15 protein-coding genes are annotated in these 15482 nt (G+C 48.9%); 11 read left to right on the top strand and 4 right to left on the bottom strand.

Features of this window, described 5'->3' with window-relative positions; genetic code table 11:
- The 9 genes from AC0YN3_RS06465 to AC0YN3_RS06425 form a co-directional block, all read left to right on the top strand.
- A partial coding sequence (locus tag AC0YN3_RS06465) for an S-layer homology domain-containing protein (protein ID WP_475774241.1) occupies positions 1-3844 on the top strand: 3844 nt, incomplete at its 5' end.
- A 147-nt stretch (positions 3845-3991) separates the two neighbouring features.
- On the top strand, positions 3992-4207 hold the full coding sequence (locus AC0YN3_RS06460) for a hypothetical protein (RefSeq protein ID WP_475774240.1): 216 nt from the start codon (positions 3992-3994) through the stop codon (positions 4205-4207).
- Positions 4208-4480: 273 nt separating this feature from the next.
- Positions 4481-4924 carry a cell wall hydrolase gene (locus AC0YN3_RS06455; RefSeq protein WP_441943093.1) on the top strand — a complete coding sequence of 148 codons (444 nt, stop codon included), beginning with the start codon at positions 4481-4483 and terminating at the stop codon, positions 4922-4924.
- A 256-nt stretch (positions 4925-5180) separates the two neighbouring features.
- The gene (locus AC0YN3_RS06450; protein ID WP_475774239.1) at positions 5181-5330 is read left to right on the top strand and encodes a hypothetical protein; all 150 of its coding nucleotides are present in this window, start codon (positions 5181-5183) and stop codon (positions 5328-5330) included.
- A 590-nt stretch (positions 5331-5920) separates the two neighbouring features.
- Positions 5921-6334 (top strand): hypothetical protein, encoded by a 414-nt coding sequence (locus AC0YN3_RS06445; RefSeq protein ID WP_475774238.1) that lies wholly within the window; start codon positions 5921-5923, stop codon positions 6332-6334.
- Between the two features lie 591 nt (positions 6335-6925).
- Positions 6926-7924, top strand: a complete 999-nt coding sequence (locus AC0YN3_RS06440) for a type I glyceraldehyde-3-phosphate dehydrogenase (protein ID WP_475774237.1) — start codon at positions 6926-6928, stop codon at positions 7922-7924.
- 313 nt (positions 7925-8237) lie between these two features.
- Positions 8238-8393, top strand: coding sequence for a hypothetical protein (locus AC0YN3_RS06435; RefSeq protein WP_475774309.1), 156 nt, complete (start codon positions 8238-8240; stop codon positions 8391-8393).
- Positions 8347-8595, top strand: a complete 249-nt coding sequence (locus AC0YN3_RS06430) for an S-layer homology domain-containing protein (RefSeq protein WP_475774236.1) — start codon at positions 8347-8349, stop codon at positions 8593-8595. The genes AC0YN3_RS06435 and AC0YN3_RS06430 overlap by 47 nt, the downstream gene beginning before the upstream one ends.
- A 253-nt stretch (positions 8596-8848) precedes the next feature.
- Positions 8849-9463 (top strand): spore coat protein, encoded by a 615-nt coding sequence (locus AC0YN3_RS06425; protein WP_475774235.1) that lies wholly within the window; start codon positions 8849-8851, stop codon positions 9461-9463.
- Between the two features lie 116 nt (positions 9464-9579).
- Here AC0YN3_RS06425 and AC0YN3_RS06420 read toward each other — a convergent pair whose 3' ends face one another.
- The 4 genes from AC0YN3_RS06420 to ku are packed head-to-tail and all read right to left on the bottom strand — an operon-like array spanning position 9580 to position 11839.
- Positions 9580-9936, bottom strand: coding sequence for a hypothetical protein (locus AC0YN3_RS06420; protein WP_475774234.1), 357 nt, complete (start codon positions 9934-9936; stop codon positions 9580-9582).
- Positions 9937-9939: 3 nt separating this feature from the next.
- The gene (locus tag AC0YN3_RS06415; protein ID WP_475774233.1) at positions 9940-10107 is read right to left on the bottom strand and encodes a hypothetical protein; all 168 of its coding nucleotides are present in this window, start codon (positions 10105-10107) and stop codon (positions 9940-9942) included.
- On the bottom strand, positions 10104-10997 hold the full coding sequence (locus tag AC0YN3_RS06410; protein WP_475774232.1) for an ATP-dependent DNA ligase: 894 nt from the start codon (positions 10995-10997) through the stop codon (positions 10104-10106). The genes AC0YN3_RS06415 and AC0YN3_RS06410 overlap by 4 nt, the downstream gene beginning before the upstream one ends.
- Positions 10994-11839, bottom strand: a complete 846-nt coding sequence (ku, locus tag AC0YN3_RS06405) for a non-homologous end joining protein Ku (RefSeq protein ID WP_475774231.1) — start codon at positions 11837-11839, stop codon at positions 10994-10996. Before ku ends, AC0YN3_RS06410 begins: the two co-directional genes overlap by 4 nt.
- Positions 11840-12070: 231 nt before the next feature.
- Here ku and AC0YN3_RS06400 point away from each other — a divergent pair, with 231 nt between their 5' ends.
- Together AC0YN3_RS06400 and AC0YN3_RS06395 are read left to right on the top strand one after the other, a co-directional pair.
- Positions 12071-13663 carry a response regulator transcription factor gene (locus AC0YN3_RS06400; RefSeq protein WP_475774230.1) on the top strand — a complete coding sequence of 531 codons (1593 nt, stop codon included), beginning with the start codon at positions 12071-12073 and terminating at the stop codon, positions 13661-13663.
- On the top strand, positions 13660-15450 hold the full coding sequence (locus AC0YN3_RS06395; protein ID WP_475774229.1) for a cache domain-containing sensor histidine kinase: 1791 nt from the start codon (positions 13660-13662) through the stop codon (positions 15448-15450). The genes AC0YN3_RS06400 and AC0YN3_RS06395 overlap by 4 nt, the downstream gene beginning before the upstream one ends.
- Positions 15451-15482: the final 32 nt, after the last annotated feature.

Raw genomic sequence — 15482 nt, 5'->3', positions numbered from 1 at the left:
GGATGCTGCCCAGACGCTGTCCGGCCACCCAGAGGGCACAGGCGTAGGACAAGCGTCGGCGAACGATCGCAGCGCTTTGCAGGCAGCGATTAATGCCGCGCAGGCGATCGCCGACGATGCGCTGAACCAAACTCAGGATCAGTTGGATGAAGCCGTCGCCGATTTGGAAACGGCAATAGATACGTTCGAAGCCGTGATTATTCCGGTAGGAGATGCGACGGATCTGGAAGACTTGTTGGTGGATGCTGCCCAGACGCTGTCCGGCCACCCAGAGGGCACAGGCGTAGGACAAGCGTCGGCGAACGATCGCAGCGCTTTGCAGGCAGCGATTAATGCCGCGCAGGCGATCGCGGGCGATGCGCTGAACCAAACTCAGGGTCAGTTGGATGCTGCCGTCAGCTCGTTAAGTTCTGCGATTCAAGCCTTCAATGCCGCGATCATCGGATCCGGCAATCCGACGGCGCTTGGTGCAGCGATCACCGTTGCGGAACAGGCGATGACGGATCATCCGCAAGGCACGGGAGTAGGGCAGACGTCAAGTGGCGATCGCGGCGCGCTTGAAACAGCCATCGATACGGCACGGCAAATTCAAGATAACGCTGGCGATTACACGCAAAGTCAGTTGGATGCGGCAACAAGCGAATTGAATGCGGCGATTACGGCATTCCAGCAAGCCATCATGCCGGTTGGCGATTCATCGATGCTCAATACACGATTGACGAATGCTGGGCAGGCATTGACGGACCATCCAGAAGGCACAGGCGTAGGACAAGCGTCGGCGAATGATCGTAGCGCCTTGCAGGCAGCGATCAACGCCGCGCAGGCGATCGCCGAGGACGCGGAGAACCAAACTCAGGGTCAGTTGGATGCTGCCGTTGCCGATCTGGAAGCGGCAATGGATACGTTCGAAGCCGCGATTATTCCGGCAGGAGATGCGACGGATCTAGAAGACTTGTTGGTGGATGCAACCCAGACGCTGGCCGGCCATTCAGAAGGCACAGGCGTAGGACAAGCGTCGGCGAGCGATCGCAGCGCTTTGCAGGCAGCGATTAACGCCGCGCAGGCGATCACCGAGGACGCGGAGAACCAAACTCAGGGTCAGTTGGATGCTGCCGTCAGCTCGTTAAGTTCAGCGATTCAAGCCTTCAATGCCGCGATCATCGGATCCGGCAATCCGACGGCGCTTGGTGCAGCGATCACCGTTGCGGAACAGGCGATGACGGATCATCCGCAAGGCACGGGAGTAGGGCAGACGTCAAGTGGCGATCGCGGCGCGCTTGAAACAGCCATCGATACGGCACGGCAAATTCAAGATAACGCTAGCGATTACACGCAAAGTCAGTTGGATGCGGCAACAAGCGAATTGAATGCGGCGATTACGGCATTTCAGCAAGCCATCGTGCCGGTTGGCGATTCATCGATGCTCAATACACGGTTGACGAACGCTGGGCAGGCATTGACGGACCATCCAGAAGGCACAGGCGTAGGACAAGCGTCGGCGAATGATCGTAGCGCCTTGCAGGCAGCGATCAACGCCGCACAGGCGATCGCCGAGGACGCGGAGAACCAAACTCAGGGTCAGTTGGATGCTGCCGTCGCCGATCTGGAAGCGGCAATGGATACGTTCGAAGCCGCGATTATTCCGGCAGGAGATGCGACGGATTTGGAAGACTTGTTGGTGGATGCTGCCCAGATGCTGGCCGGCCATCCAGAGGGCACAGGCGTAGGACAAGCGTCGGCGATCGATCGCAGCGCTTTGCAGGCAGCGATTAACGCCGCGCAGGCGATCGCGGGCGATGCGCTGAACCAAACTCAGGGTCAGTTGGATAATGCCGTGGCCGATTTGGAAATGGCGAAGGCGACGTTCGAAGACGCTTGGGTGGGGTTATTGCTTACGGCACCGGCCAATCGGTTGTACGGTCCGAACCATATCCTTCTTTTTACGGTACGCTATGGATATGAAGTAATCGTTGCCGGGACGCCAGTTATTTCGCTTACGGTCGGTACCGGCTCCGACACTCGGACGGTGTACGCCGCATATACGGGAACGCGTAACGAGGCATTGACGGAGCTGACCTTCGAGTACGAAGTTCCAGCCGGAATTGTAGATGCGGATGGTATCGAAGTTGCCGCCGCACTTGAGCTTCCGGACGGCGCCAGCATCGTACGCTCCTCAGGCGGAGCCGCTTCTCTGGCGTACGGGACACCGGAAACGAGCGGAATCTACATCGTGGCGAAGGAGCCTGATGTTACGCTGACGGCTGAGCCTGACGGATCGACGCGGCAAGTGATCAGAGCGGCGGTAAGCGTATACGGTGCATCGGCTGGCAATACACTGACGGTGCTCCGATGGCTGAAAGGCAATCTCAACGCGGCTGATTTCGCAGACGGAACAGACGGAACCGATATTTTGTCAGAGCCTCGATTTACTGTCTTTGCGAACGGCGATTATACCGTATATGCCCGAGACGAGGCAGGCAATGATGCAGTGAAGGTGTTTGCCGTCACCGGTATCTCAACACCGTCTCCTTCGGTTGGCGGTGATCGACCGGCATCGAATTCCAACGTGACAATTAATCCGGATGGCGGGATTACCGCACTTGTTGGTTCGTCCGACATCGAACAAGTCACACGTCCTGACGGCACGGTGATCGAACAGGTCATCCTCTCTGAACTGATGCGGGAACGAGTGCTGGAGCTTTTGAGAGAGGCGAAGGAACCAATTATCACGATTGAGATAAACGATCGAGAGCATGCCGTGCAGACACGCCTTCCGGCTGCTTGGATCAAGGAGATGGCCAAAGGTTATCCGAATGCGATTATTGAGGCGAAGCTGAATGGATCCAGCTATCAATTGCGAATAAGTGCGCTCGACCTGGCCGATTTGGCGGAACGTCTCGATGCGGAAGCATCGGATTTGACCGTGAGCATCATTCAGGAGCATGCCGGCGAGGATATTCGACATGAGATCGAACGGATCGGCGTCTCTCAAGGATTTACCGTATTCGGTGGCGTCATCGATTATAAGGTGACGGCGGAATCGAACGGGCAAACGACGGAAGTGCAAAATTTCGGGGGAACCTATATGGTTCGGACGATTAAACTGGACGGGGAGGTGGCGAACCGCAACCTGGTTGCCGTTCAGTATGATCCGGCGACCAGAACAGTCGTTTTTGTTCCCGCGCGGCTGGGCACCAGACCCGACGGCTCAACGGAAGCGATTCTGAATGTGCCGCATAACAGCATCTACACGGTCGTAGACGTGAAGTCACGAACTTTCGCCGACTTAACCGGACACTGGGCGAAGGCGGATGTGGATCATTTAGCGTCCAAGCTGTTGGTGAACGGCGCGACGGCTGACCTTTTCGCGCCCGATGGTACCATTACTCGGGCAGAATTCTTGGCCTTGCTCGTTCGAGGGCTGGGGCTGTCGGTGAAGGAGGACGAGGACAGTTCCCATTATGCAGATGTCCTTGCATCCGCGTGGTATTCGCCAGCGGTCAATGCGGCGGTGGCGAACAAACTGGCGACCGGCATAAGTGCGGACCGTTTCGCGCCTAACGACCCGATTACCCGAGAGCAAATGGCCGTGATTATCGGCAGAGCCTTAACCTTCACCGGCCATGTAATCGATGGAGATGGCGGATCGGAAAGTCCGTTGGCTGCGTTCACGGATCGCGACTCCATCTCTTCCTGGGCGCAATCGGCGGTAGCCCTTGTATCAGAAGCCGGCGTCATGAAGGGGATGGAAGACGGACGTTTCGCGCCGACGGAAAATGCGACGCGGGCGCAGGCGGCGGTCATGCTGAAGAGGCTCCTGCAATACCTGCATAACATCGATTAAACTCTGTTGCACGTTCACTAACGGAAACGTTAGTTCAATGAACACTGGGAGTAGTTTGCCATAGGCAGACTACTTCTATTTTTATTAAGCTATTTGACAGGATAATACGGCCTCTAGACTGCGGTCATTAACCCAGGAAGAGAGGCTGTGCCAGTAGTGGCCGATTGGTTCCATGCCGAGGATGGTGTCGATAAGTCGGTGCGTTTCCTGCATATCTTTCATCCACTGCAGAAGTTGAACAAAGCCGGCATCGTTGTAAGAGATTTGAAGCGGAGCGCCGAGCATGATTCCACGGAAATTGACAGCGCGAGCAACATGGGACTGCTGGGCGCTATCGATGCCAACGACACGGTGCTGGGTTGAAATGCGTTCGAGCAGCTGATTTTGTTTGGCTTGAGCTTTAAAATTTAAGATAGAGCGAACTCCTTAAGATGGCTAAAGGGCTATGTCCCGTGACTACCCCATCTTACCGGAGTCGCTCGTTTTTATGCAAAGCACAAAATTAACGCTCTACAGGAATCCTAACGGGAAAAATAGTGTGGTGGAACGGCCATTTATTATCGCTATCTATTGCCAGAGTAACACATCCGCTTCGCCTACAATATGATGAGTCTAGAAATCTAAAGAGGTGAGCCAATGGCAGTCGTAAAAGCCAGGAAACAGGATATTGATATGTTGGCAAGGTTGCTTCGAGCTGAAGCTGAGACCGAAGGTGAAATGGGCATGCTCCTTGTTGGAAATGTTGGCATTAACCGAATAAGAGGGAATTGCTCCGATTTTAAAGATATCCGGACAATTCCCCAAATGATCAACCAGCCGCATGCGTTCGAAGCGTTGCAACATAGTATGTATTATCAAAACGCGAGAGAAAGGGAACGCCGTCTGGCGCAACGGGCTGTGAATGGGGAACGGAATTGGCCAGCAAAATTCTCTCTATGGTATTTCCGTCCAGGATCGTTTGAAAATCCCGGACCGTGTCCGCCAACTTGGTATAATCAGCCGTTCGTAGGACGATGGAAGAAGCATTGTTTTTATGAACCGACTGCGAAAGAATGTGAAAATGTATACAATACGTTTTAATTTAATAAACGAAAAGAGATTATTAGGATCTCTTAACCTGAATTGAGGGCTTTATTTATTCACGGATTAAGTTCTTGTTAGTCAATGTCAAAAATAGTTCAACGCACCTTAGAGCAGTTGCATCGGCAACTGCTCCATTTTTACATTAAGCTCCCTAAGAGAATTAAGTTTTCTCCCGAATTCTCGCAAATTCACAGGATATCACATATAAACTTAAATAGGACGGGCAGTATAATTACATAGAGGGGATAGAATAATGGATAAAGAAATTCGACAATGGGTCATTAAAAATGATATTGAAAAAACAACCATTGCTGGTTTTTGGATTTTCTTTAATAATTCGTACAAGATGACCCAGGGGAGCTTAGACAAGTATTTGGTGATGGTTTTGATGCTGAGCTACTAACAGTAGAAATGAAAAACGTAGCATTATTCATAGACACGTGGGATGAAACGAAAGTGTACGAAGGCTACTCATATGGTTTTGATTATGTCGTATCCTATATGCCGATTTATTAAGCTAACAGGGAACGTTAGCATTCCTGTAGAGCGTTAATTATCAGCTTTGCAAAAAGAAGAGCGCCTCGGTACGATGGGAGCACGCAATAGGTCATAGCCCTTAAAATCCCATCATCCAGGAGGACGCTCTAATATGAAGTTTAAAGCCCAAGACAAACAAAATCAATCATTGAAAGAATTACCCCTCAGCATCTGGTAAACTCTAGCATAACAATCGACAGAACGATACTGTCGGTATTGAATGACAGGCTAACGGAATGCCTCTTAGCCAATCATTTCAAAGCCTACCTAGGGAAGCGGGGGAGCTCCTAAAGGAAAAACGAGATATGAAAATCTTTAATTCGAGGAAACCTCTCTGCATGGTGCTGTATGGAGTTTTTTATATCTTTGTATTCTCTTGTTATTGTGCTAATGGGGAGGGAAGTTGGATTTTATTAAGAATAATTAAGATAAGATTATGGGATAGGTGGATTGCATTTGAAAAATCATGATTTTGATAAAGAACTGTGGTTCACCTTTAAAGAACATTGCAGCGGCAAGCACTTCATTGTGGGAAACCCACATACTTTTCATGGAAGAATATTCGCGTATTGCCCACAAAAAGATACATTCTTCAATGTTTCACTTGGGGAGATAGGCGATATGCCTTTGACCACAAAATATTGGATTAAAGGTTTTTTAGCAGGAAATGAACCATCCTGCCCGGTCGATGAGGATGGTCATGTTCTCCCACGAACACATGAAGAGTTCATTCAATGGGAAAGAAACATTAAATTATTCCTTAAAACAGGTTATTGGTATTCGGGGGATAGGAATTGTGGAGTTTGCGGAATAAAGTTATTACATTCCTGGACTGAATTTGATTGTGAAAACTGTTTTGAGAAGAAATAGAGTAGAGCTATGGGGAACGATAGTCTCAGCCGTTTTAAACAGCTATGTGGTAGCTATTTTTTCAATACACTAACGGATAGAATATTGGAGTAAATTATGTCTGGGAGGCTTGAAATGAAGGTCAAACGAATTGTCGCCAATATATATACGAAGGATATCACGGCAGCTAAATGTTTCTACCAGGATGTACAGATGGTCTGAACAAAAATTGGTGGTTTAGATTAGTGGCTTTTTTTGGAATTAAGGTAATGATGGACCATATGCATCATTCAATTTGTCCGAGGATGCTGACATTTAAAGGAAGCTTAGTTGAATTGACGATTTCGCCCATTACCAACTAACTTTTGAACTTATGAAGAACAATAAGTTAACCAGGCATGATAGCTGCCGGGTTAGCCTTCGTAATGGTATGAAATTCCTTATTTCACGAATCGTATGGCCTCTAATCATTAACATAGCGGTATTTTCTTATTATTTCAAATATAGAGGGTAAGGTACGAATAATGGAAAAGGGCCATCGTTGGACTTCCGGCGTCTAAATAGCGTACACTATACCCGTCGATAACATTATGCAAATGGAGGCTGAGGAATATGGGTAAAATTGCGATTTTCGGATTTGGCCGCATAGGTAGAATACTGCTGCGCGTCGCGCTTCAAGACAAGCTTTTCGTTCCAGTTTCGGTATCGGATATCAAGGATGTAGGCACGCTTGCCGCGCTGTTTGAAGTGGATTCCAACTATAAGCGATGGCACGAGGACGTATCTGCCCAAGAGGGCGCAATGGTCATCGGCGGACGAGAAATTGTTTACATTAATTCCTCGCAGGAAGTACCGGACTGGAAGAAGCTCGGTGTGGATCTCGTCGTCGATTGCACGGGCCGCGCCGTCGTTCGTTCCGTTGCGCAGGTGCATCTGGACCGCGGCGCGAAGCGTGTCCTGATCAGCGGGCCGAGCAAATCCCTCGACGATTGCGACGCAGTGCTGCTGAAAGGCATTAACCTTGACAGCTTCGATCCGGACAAGCACCGGATTATCAGTATGGCTAGCTGTACGACTAACGCCTTGGCCGCCGTCGTCAAGTTGGTCAAAGAAAATTATGGAATCAAATTCGGACTGTTCTCCACGGTCCACTCCTATACGAACACGCAATCGTTGACGGATCAGCCAATGAGTGACCGCCGGGATTCCTGGGCTGCGGCAGAGAATATCATTCCGTCGTCGTCTGGTGCCGCCAAGGCGCTTAAGTTCATCTGGCCGGATCTGCAGATTACAGGCAAAGCGTACCGCATACCGACCCGCACGGGCAGCATTGCTGAGCTGAACCTCATTACGGAGAAGCCGTGCTCGGTCCAGGAAGTAAACGATATGTTCCGCCGCGCCTCGCGGGAAGGCGACCTGAAAGGCGTCATGGACGTGCTCGAAGGCCAATGGGCGTCGTCGCGCATCGTTGGCGACCCGCATACGTCGATCATCGATCTGCCGCTCACGCACGTGGAAGGAGAGCTCCTTTCTGTCGCGACATGGTACGACAATGAATGGGGCTTCGCTACGCGTCTCGCTGAGGTAGCCGCTTTCTTGGCTAATAAATAACGGGGATTGCCCCGCATTGGCATTCCACACGGTGATGGGGTAACCTCTTCGCCCGCGGTAATCCAGAGAGAGTCGCTCATGTGAGCGGCTCTTTTTTCTCGTTTGGGGAAAAATCCCTTATTTCTGAAAGAGCACATAAAAACTTTGGAGCAGTTGCGTAAAAAATGGACACTCCTTCGCTTCGGTTGACTTTGCACTTCTCAGCCATAACAACTCCAGTATAAAATTCATCGCCCAGGGAATCGATAAACGCTCGTCTGGTAACAAGCGTCGGAGTGAAGCACTGCAAAGTGCTCCTGAAAACATCGCCGCCATGCTGCAACTGGCAATTGCTGCAGGCCTTTCTGCATCATATGTGCTCATGGATAGCTGGAACACGATGGATCGGTTTGTTGCACTTCAACAACTGATTGAACGGATGAATGAAATTTACGCGAAGGCAGGAAAGAGAATCGTCATCGTCTTGTAGATACAACGAATCACTGGGCAAAAGCTACTATTTGCGAAGCGGTAGGGTTCGGAATCGTAAAGGGAAGGATTATGTTGCAGATGCTCATGAAAACAGCCTTATAAAAGGACGGGAAAATAATCATTTTGCACCGAGAGGGTTGACTACTAGAGCTGAGGCGGCAGTCGTTCTATTGCGGCTTTGGATTGTTCTATACCAATAGATTACGTAAAGGAATGAGCAGGTGCCTCGGCACCTGCTTTTTTTATTGGATTTAGGGAATCAACATAACATGTTGAAACAGGGAATTATCATGATTTACTCGACAATCCAGCTTACTGATGTATTCTCAGTCAAGCTAAGCCTGTGTTTCGTAACAATATGACGAAGCAACATCATGCACGTCTGCATAAATTATAAGGCTGATACGGATATTAAGCTGATTGCACTGCCATAAGCAAAAAGGAGACTAAAACATGCATCAGCAACCGCAGCACAATTTCAATCAGCAAGGAAATCAGCAATATAACCATGGTGGGCATGAAATGTTCGACATGCACGAGGTATTGGCATGCTCGATTAATATACTCGACCAGTTCATGATCATGAGGCAATTCGTGCGAGACGCCGAGCTGCTGAGCATACTGGACCGCCAATATCATTTTGCACTCACCCAGTACAACCTGACGGTAGAATGCTTCTCGACTGGTCAAAGACCGCAGCAGAATACGGCAACCTATCTCATAAATGAAATCGTTCAACCCGTTTACGGCATACAGCAAGCTCCGCCTAAAAAGCCGATTCAATCGCTCAATGAAATAAACGATGCGGGAATAAGCGCATATATGCTAGGCTTGGTCAAATCGCATGCTTCGCTATTGACGATGAGCGCATTGGAGGTTACAAACCCTGCCGGGCGTCGCGTTCTTGCTTCACAGGTCCAACATTTCATTGAAATGGCATACGAGCTCTTTATGTATCAGAACAGAAGAAGTTACTACCAAGTACCGCAGCTTGCAACATCGGACATGCAGCTCATGGCCAATGCTTACGCTCCACAAACGGCCAACAACAACCCGTTTTTCAATTAGCTACACGAAGTGCGGCAGTAGCCAATATCGTAATCATCAATCGATGAAATGGATTACATTGGACTAAAACAATGGCAGCCGAGGACTTTATCTTATCGTCCACGGCTGCCAATTGTTCATTGGAGCAAATCTGGAATTTTATTATAAACGCCACGCATATCTGTTTCTTCGCTTTCATCTATAAACTCTCTCGCTTTATCGAGCGTTTCTACAATTTGACTGGATTCATGCTCAAGCCAGTCTGACGCCATCTCTGAGTCCATGCGGCCATTGACGACATTTCCGATAACGCGATCCATTTCGTTGGATGCTTCATCAAGTTCATGCACCAATGTTTTTTGTTCCGTTTCTTTCAACTGTAAAGGAGATTTACCGCATGTGATACAGGAGTAATCTAATAGGTTCCCTATCGGGATCTGATTGACATGATTGCAACCTATGCATGTAACCATTAATGATTCTTGCTTCGGCATCCTTTAAACTCCTTCCAGATCATCTATTTCATACTCGACAATGTGTTTAAAGCTTCCACTGCTCATGATTTTTTCGAAGATCCATTCTACTTCCACATTTCTGCCTTTAATACTGCGGATTTTCCCAACCTTTCTTGCCCCTCGAACACGCACATTGTCGCCTTCTCTCATTCATGGCCACTTCCGAATCCCACAAGCTTGGGCTGCCGAAGTAAGCCTGAGTCGCTAAATTCCAAAGCGGTGACCCTGCAGGGGAAGGGGACGCTAAGCCACCTAACGTCTGATTTTTTCATGCCAGCGGAAAGGTCGTGGAAAGGACAGTCTCCGGGATGCTGCTCCATGAATTGCATCAGCACTTTTTTAGAAGCTGCATCTAATCCCGCAACATGGCCGACGTAACGGTCCTTGTACCTTAAAATCAGGCTAGAAACATGGCCGGCTTTGAGTTTTATTCCGACGACGTCCGCAACGATTCGTACTTCCTTCCGTTTTTTAAACCAGTACTTATGTTTTTTTGCTTCTACATACGGGCTATCTAGCTTTTTGGAAATAATGCCTTCCCACTCCCTGGTATTCACCCAATCCCACAGCGCTGGACCATCGAAAACCAAGTCAGTAACGAATAAGCGTGGCTGCTTCTCCGGAAGCTTAGCCGTAAGCCGATCAAATCGTTCTTTAAAGGGGAGAGGCCGAATATCCTGTCCTTCATCGTAGAGCATATCGAACGCAACGAATATAAGGTTATCATCATATTTCTTGCGGTGTATGCCGACACGAACGCGCTGAAAGTTGGGCCGGGTGCCATCAAAGTATGCGATTTCCCCATCCAGCAAGCAAGCTCCGATTCGCAATGGGCTTAGCAATTCCACAATTTCCGGAAAAAGTGTGTTACGAGGCTCTAATCGCTTGGAGAATAATTCTACCCCGCCTTCGCCGTCGAGTCTGGCCAACGTGCGCACGCCGTCCCATTTGATTTGATAGACCCAATCAGGACCCGTAGGTATATCGGGAGATGTGATGGGTGCCATTGGAACATTTGGGAGCTCCATGACAGCTATCATGATACGTTATCCTTTGACTTTGCCGTGCTTTTTCGTTTCCTCTTAGGAGGGGATGTGTCGGGCAAAGGCTTCGTTGCGTCTAAGCTTGCTTGCAGAGCTGCCAAGAGATCAATGACATTCGATTTTCCTTTTCCAGAAGGAGCAGTGACGACATCCATGCTTTCGCCTGCAACCTTCTGTTCAATTAATTCAAGCAGGGCTATGCGATAATCATCCGTATATTTGCTAGGTTCAAACTTCTCGCTAAGCTGCTCCACGAGAGCTTTGGCCATTCCGAGCTCCTTTTCGCTGACAACGGTTTGCATGGGGAGATTAGGGACTTGGGAAATAGCGCGTATCTCATCCGGATAATACATCGTCTCCAAGCAAATACAGTTATCGACGACACGGATGGCTGCCAGACTGCTTTTGCTGCGTATAGAAATTTTGGCTATGCCAATCTTGCCTGTCTGCTTGATCGCTTCTAGAAGCAAGCTATAGGCTCCGGCGCCTGTCATATCGGGAGTGAGGTAATAGGCTTTTTGAAAATAGAGGGGATCAATATCGGAAAGGTCAACGAAATCCAATATTTTTATTGTTTTCTCGGCTTCGTCCTTGATGCTGTCGAGTTCTTCTTCCTTAATAATCACATATTTGTCTTTCTCGTACTCAAAACCTTTTACGATTTCTTCAGGACTGAGTTCTTTGTCGCAATGCCTGCATGTTTTCGCGTAGGAGATCGGCATGCCACAGTCTTTATGCAGGCTCCGGAAGTGAACGTCCTTGTCTTCTGTAGCGGTAAACATTTTTACAGGCACATGGACCAGGCCAAAGCTGATCGCGCCTTTCCAAACCGTATGCATAGAGGTCACATCCATTATTTTTCATTTAGAATGCTCTACATTTAGAAAAGTATTCAAATGCTGCATCATGCGTTGTTCTGACGGACTAGCTTCCGATTCGGACTATTGCAAGAAACCTGATTTGTGCGCCACCTAATGAAAGTCCACTTTTCCAAATAAAATGACCTTCTTTTAATCGATCCTCTTCTTTATAATGAGAGTATTTAGGGAATAAAAGGAGGGCGGAGCAAGATGAAAATCCTTATCGTAGACGATGAGCCGAGGCATCGCAGAGGCATGATGAACCTGATATTGTCCTTCCGGCCGGACGACCAGATTCTGGTCGCCAAGGATGGTGCCATTGCGCTTGAGCTCATTCGATCGGAGAAGCCTGACATGGTGCTTACCGATATTCGCATGCCGAACATGGATGGCCTTGAATTTCTGAAGCTGCTTCAGGACGAGAGCCAAAAGCCGAAGGTTGTCATGGTTACGGCATACAATCTGTTCGAATATGCCCAAGCGGCAATTCATCACGGTGCTTACGACTATGTTCTGAAGCCGGTGGATAGCGATCAAGTAGAGAAGCTTCTGCGCCGAATCGAATCCGAGCTGAGCATGGAATCGCAGCAGCTATCGGAATCGGAGGCACTGAAACAAAAATTGAACTTAACGCTGTCAGCCTATCGTAATCGCTTGCTCGTGAAGTGGCTGAACGGCGACTTGGCGCCTGATGAGCTTGCCGAGATGGATCAGATCGAAGGATTGAACGGCGAAGGCATGATCGTGTTTACGGAAATAGCCATCAATCCCGACAAAAGGAGAAGCTTTGATTCCGATGCGTTTCTAAACAGCTTGAATCAGTGCTGGTCGAATGCCGGAGAGGCATTCTCATTCACGCCTAATTCATTGGCCGAGAGCTTCGTGCGGGCCATTACGATTGTACTTGCTCCTGGTGTCCTTACAGCTGGACAGCGTGCGGATATCCGTTCCCATGCCGAGCGTCTGGAAGCGCGCTGGATCATGTACGGGCAAATATCCCATGGCATCGGAGCGAAATGTCAATCGGTTCAAGCGGAAGGACCTATGGCCTACCGATATGCTCAAACCGCGCAAAGCTACAGCTTTTATGAGTGTTGGAACGCTGTGGTTTTTCATGACGAACTGCTATACCTAAACGAGGCATTCCAGTTGGACACCGAGAAGCTTTATAAGCATCTGCAAAGCGGCGAACTCGCAACGGCGAATGAGCTCTGTCAGGAGGCATTCTGCAGCCTCGCTTCGAATGGCCATACAAACCCGGCTGTAATTAAAGAAAGCGCGGTGCTGACCTTGATAAAGCTTAAAAGCAGAAGCCGTAACCTTGTAGATCAGCGAATTGGAAGCGCTCTCTCCAATTCGGCGGCAATAGAAATACCGGCTTGCCAAACTTTTGAAGAGGTCATGGAGCTGCTGGAGCTTCGACTTAGAGAGGTCTATTCAGCGATCCAGCCTTCCCAATCAGAGAAGGATGCGACTCTTGCGGAGGATTGCTTGAAATGGATCGAGGAGCATCTGCAGGAGGAATTGACGTTAGAACGCGCAGCGGAGCGCTTCTTTTTTAATCCGTCCTATTTCAGCACATGGATCAAGCAGCAGACCGGAAGAACCTTTTCCGATCATCTCGCCGAAGCAAGGATGCGCAAAGCCCAAAGCCTGCTTAATGCCAACCGGAAAATCTACGAGGTTGCTTCCGCATGCGGTTATTCGGATACCAAATATTTTTGCCGGGTATTTAAAAAACATCACGGCATGTCCCCGGCGTCCTACAAGCATATGACGTCACTGAGGAGCGACATGGGATGAGGCAGACTTTTCGATTCAGGCTGCTTGCCAGCTACTTTCTGCTCATTGCCATTCCGCTGCTTGTTCTCGGCACGTTGTTTTATCGGACAAGCCTTCAGGTCGTCACCGACCAAGCGCAGAAATATGTGTACGAAATTGTGAAGAAAAACAATGAGGTCATGGATACGAAGCTGCGAATTATTGATCAGAACAGCATGGCCTTGTTCATTGATAAAGGATTATTCAATGTGTTCAATACGTTAAACCCAGGTGACGAGGCCGAACTGCTTGCAGCAGACCGTTTGGTAACGGAGGTGCTTCGCAATTACTTCTCGCAAATGAGCGACGTGTATGCGTACCAATTGTGGACATCCTATTTCACCTTTGGACAGCAGCTTCCGCAAGGAAACCCAGCAGAGTCTGATATATACCAAGCTGCGCAGGAGGCTGGGGGCAAATTGGTCTGGTATCCTACGTATGATTTTGTTGAAATGTACAACCAACCTTATTTATCTGAAGGCAATCTTGATTTCCGCTACTTATTTTCCGCTACACGCTTACTGGATTTTTCTTATTTGAACAATTCGAATTTGAGAAAGCTGGACGAAAACATCGAGCGGCCGATTCTGACCATCAGTTTCAAATATGAAACATTGCAATCGTTATTTGTTGACAGTATACCGACTAACTCCCGTTTTCTCGTTCTGGATACGAATAACCGCGTAGTGGCGAGCGATGATTCGCAGCGTATTGCCCAAATATATGATGAGTCATGGATTCAGGTTCTGCAGCCCGCGGGCAGCGGAACGAAAAGGATAACGCTAGACGGCGAAAGTATGATTGTGTGCTTCGACCGGTCGCAGGTAACCGGCTGGCTGTCCGTCGTCATGACGCCGGAGTCTGCCCTAATTGGCGGACTCGTTCCGATTATCCGGATGTCGACGGTGCTTCTTGCGGTCATCATGGCAATCGTGGCGCTTGCGCTGGCTTATTTCATTTCGGGGAAAATTACGAATCCGATCAAAAAGCTGATGATCGCGATGCGATCGGTCGGTGAGGGCGACTTTCAGACCCGTGTCAGCGTCAGCTCGAATGACGAGTTCGGGCTGCTCCTTCAACGTTTCAACCGAATGAATGGGCGCATCGGATCGTTAGTTACGCAAGTGTATGAAATCAAGCTGAAAGAGCAGGAGGCGGAGATACAGGCTCTGAACAGGCAGATGAATCCCCATTTTCTCTACAATACGTTGAATGTCATGAATTGGACCGCGATAGAAAATAACCAGAAGGAATTAAGCAAAATGCTCGTTTGCTTGTCCAACATGCTGCATTATACCTCCCGCAAGGAATGGGGAGCAGTCCAGCTATCGGAAGAAATCGAATGGATGAACAACTATTTTTATATCATGCTTGTCCGCTTCGAGGAGAAATTTACGGTTTCCCGCGACTTTGATCCGGTCCTCTACCATTACAAATTGCCGAGGCTGATCTTCCAGCCTTTCGTCGAAAACTCGATTTTGCACGGATTCAGCGAGATAGAGACGGGCGGGCATATCCGCATTGGAGGTTGGATAAAGGACGGAACGCGCTTTTACGAGATTTCGGATAACGGAAAAGGGATGAGCGCGGAGAAGATCGATACCATTCTGAATAAGGAAACCGCGTCAATTGGCATAAAAAACACAATTGCCCGCATTCGGATGCAATACGGCGAGGAAGCCGAGGTCTCCATTACGTCATCGCTAGGACACGGGACAAGGATTGTGGTCAAAATGCCACTTGGTTCCAACGAAAGTCCACCTTTCTAATGAGGTTCGGGTTATGTAAGCGTTATTTTGTA

Source organism: Paenibacillus sp. J22R232, from assembly GCF_056269165.1.
This window is presented reverse-complemented; position numbering and strand designations above follow the sequence as displayed.

Excerpts from the sequence above, each read along its gene's own strand:
- ku (WP_475774231.1), bottom strand. The coding sequence starts at position 11,839 with ATGCATACGGTTTGGAAAGGCGCGATCAGCTTTGGCCTGGTCCATGTG.
- AC0YN3_RS06395 (WP_475774229.1), top strand. The coding sequence starts at position 13,660 with ATGAGGCAGACTTTTCGATTCAGGCTGCTTGCCAGCTACTTTCTGCTC.
- AC0YN3_RS06440 (WP_475774237.1), top strand. The coding sequence starts at position 6,926 with ATGGGTAAAATTGCGATTTTCGGATTTGGCCGCATAGGTAGAATACTG.
- AC0YN3_RS06450 (WP_475774239.1), top strand. The coding sequence starts at position 5,181 with ATGGATAAAGAAATTCGACAATGGGTCATTAAAAATGATATTGAAAAA.
- AC0YN3_RS06420 (WP_475774234.1), bottom strand. The coding sequence starts at position 9,936 with ATGCCGAAGCAAGAATCATTAATGGTTACATGCATAGGTTGCAATCAT.
- AC0YN3_RS06400 (WP_475774230.1), top strand. The coding sequence starts at position 12,071 with ATGAAAATCCTTATCGTAGACGATGAGCCGAGGCATCGCAGAGGCATG.
- AC0YN3_RS06415 (WP_475774233.1), bottom strand. The coding sequence starts at position 10,107 with ATGAGAGAAGGCGACAATGTGCGTGTTCGAGGGGCAAGAAAGGTTGGG.
- AC0YN3_RS06430 (WP_475774236.1), top strand. The coding sequence starts at position 8,347 with ATGAAATTTACGCGAAGGCAGGAAAGAGAATCGTCATCGTCTTGTAGA.
- AC0YN3_RS06435 (WP_475774309.1), top strand. The coding sequence starts at position 8,238 with ATGCTGCAACTGGCAATTGCTGCAGGCCTTTCTGCATCATATGTGCTC.
- AC0YN3_RS06410 (WP_475774232.1), bottom strand. The coding sequence starts at position 10,997 with ATGATAGCTGTCATGGAGCTCCCAAATGTTCCAATGGCACCCATCACA.
- AC0YN3_RS06425 (WP_475774235.1), top strand. The coding sequence starts at position 8,849 with ATGCATCAGCAACCGCAGCACAATTTCAATCAGCAAGGAAATCAGCAA.
- AC0YN3_RS06455 (WP_441943093.1), top strand. The coding sequence starts at position 4,481 with ATGGCAGTCGTAAAAGCCAGGAAACAGGATATTGATATGTTGGCAAGG.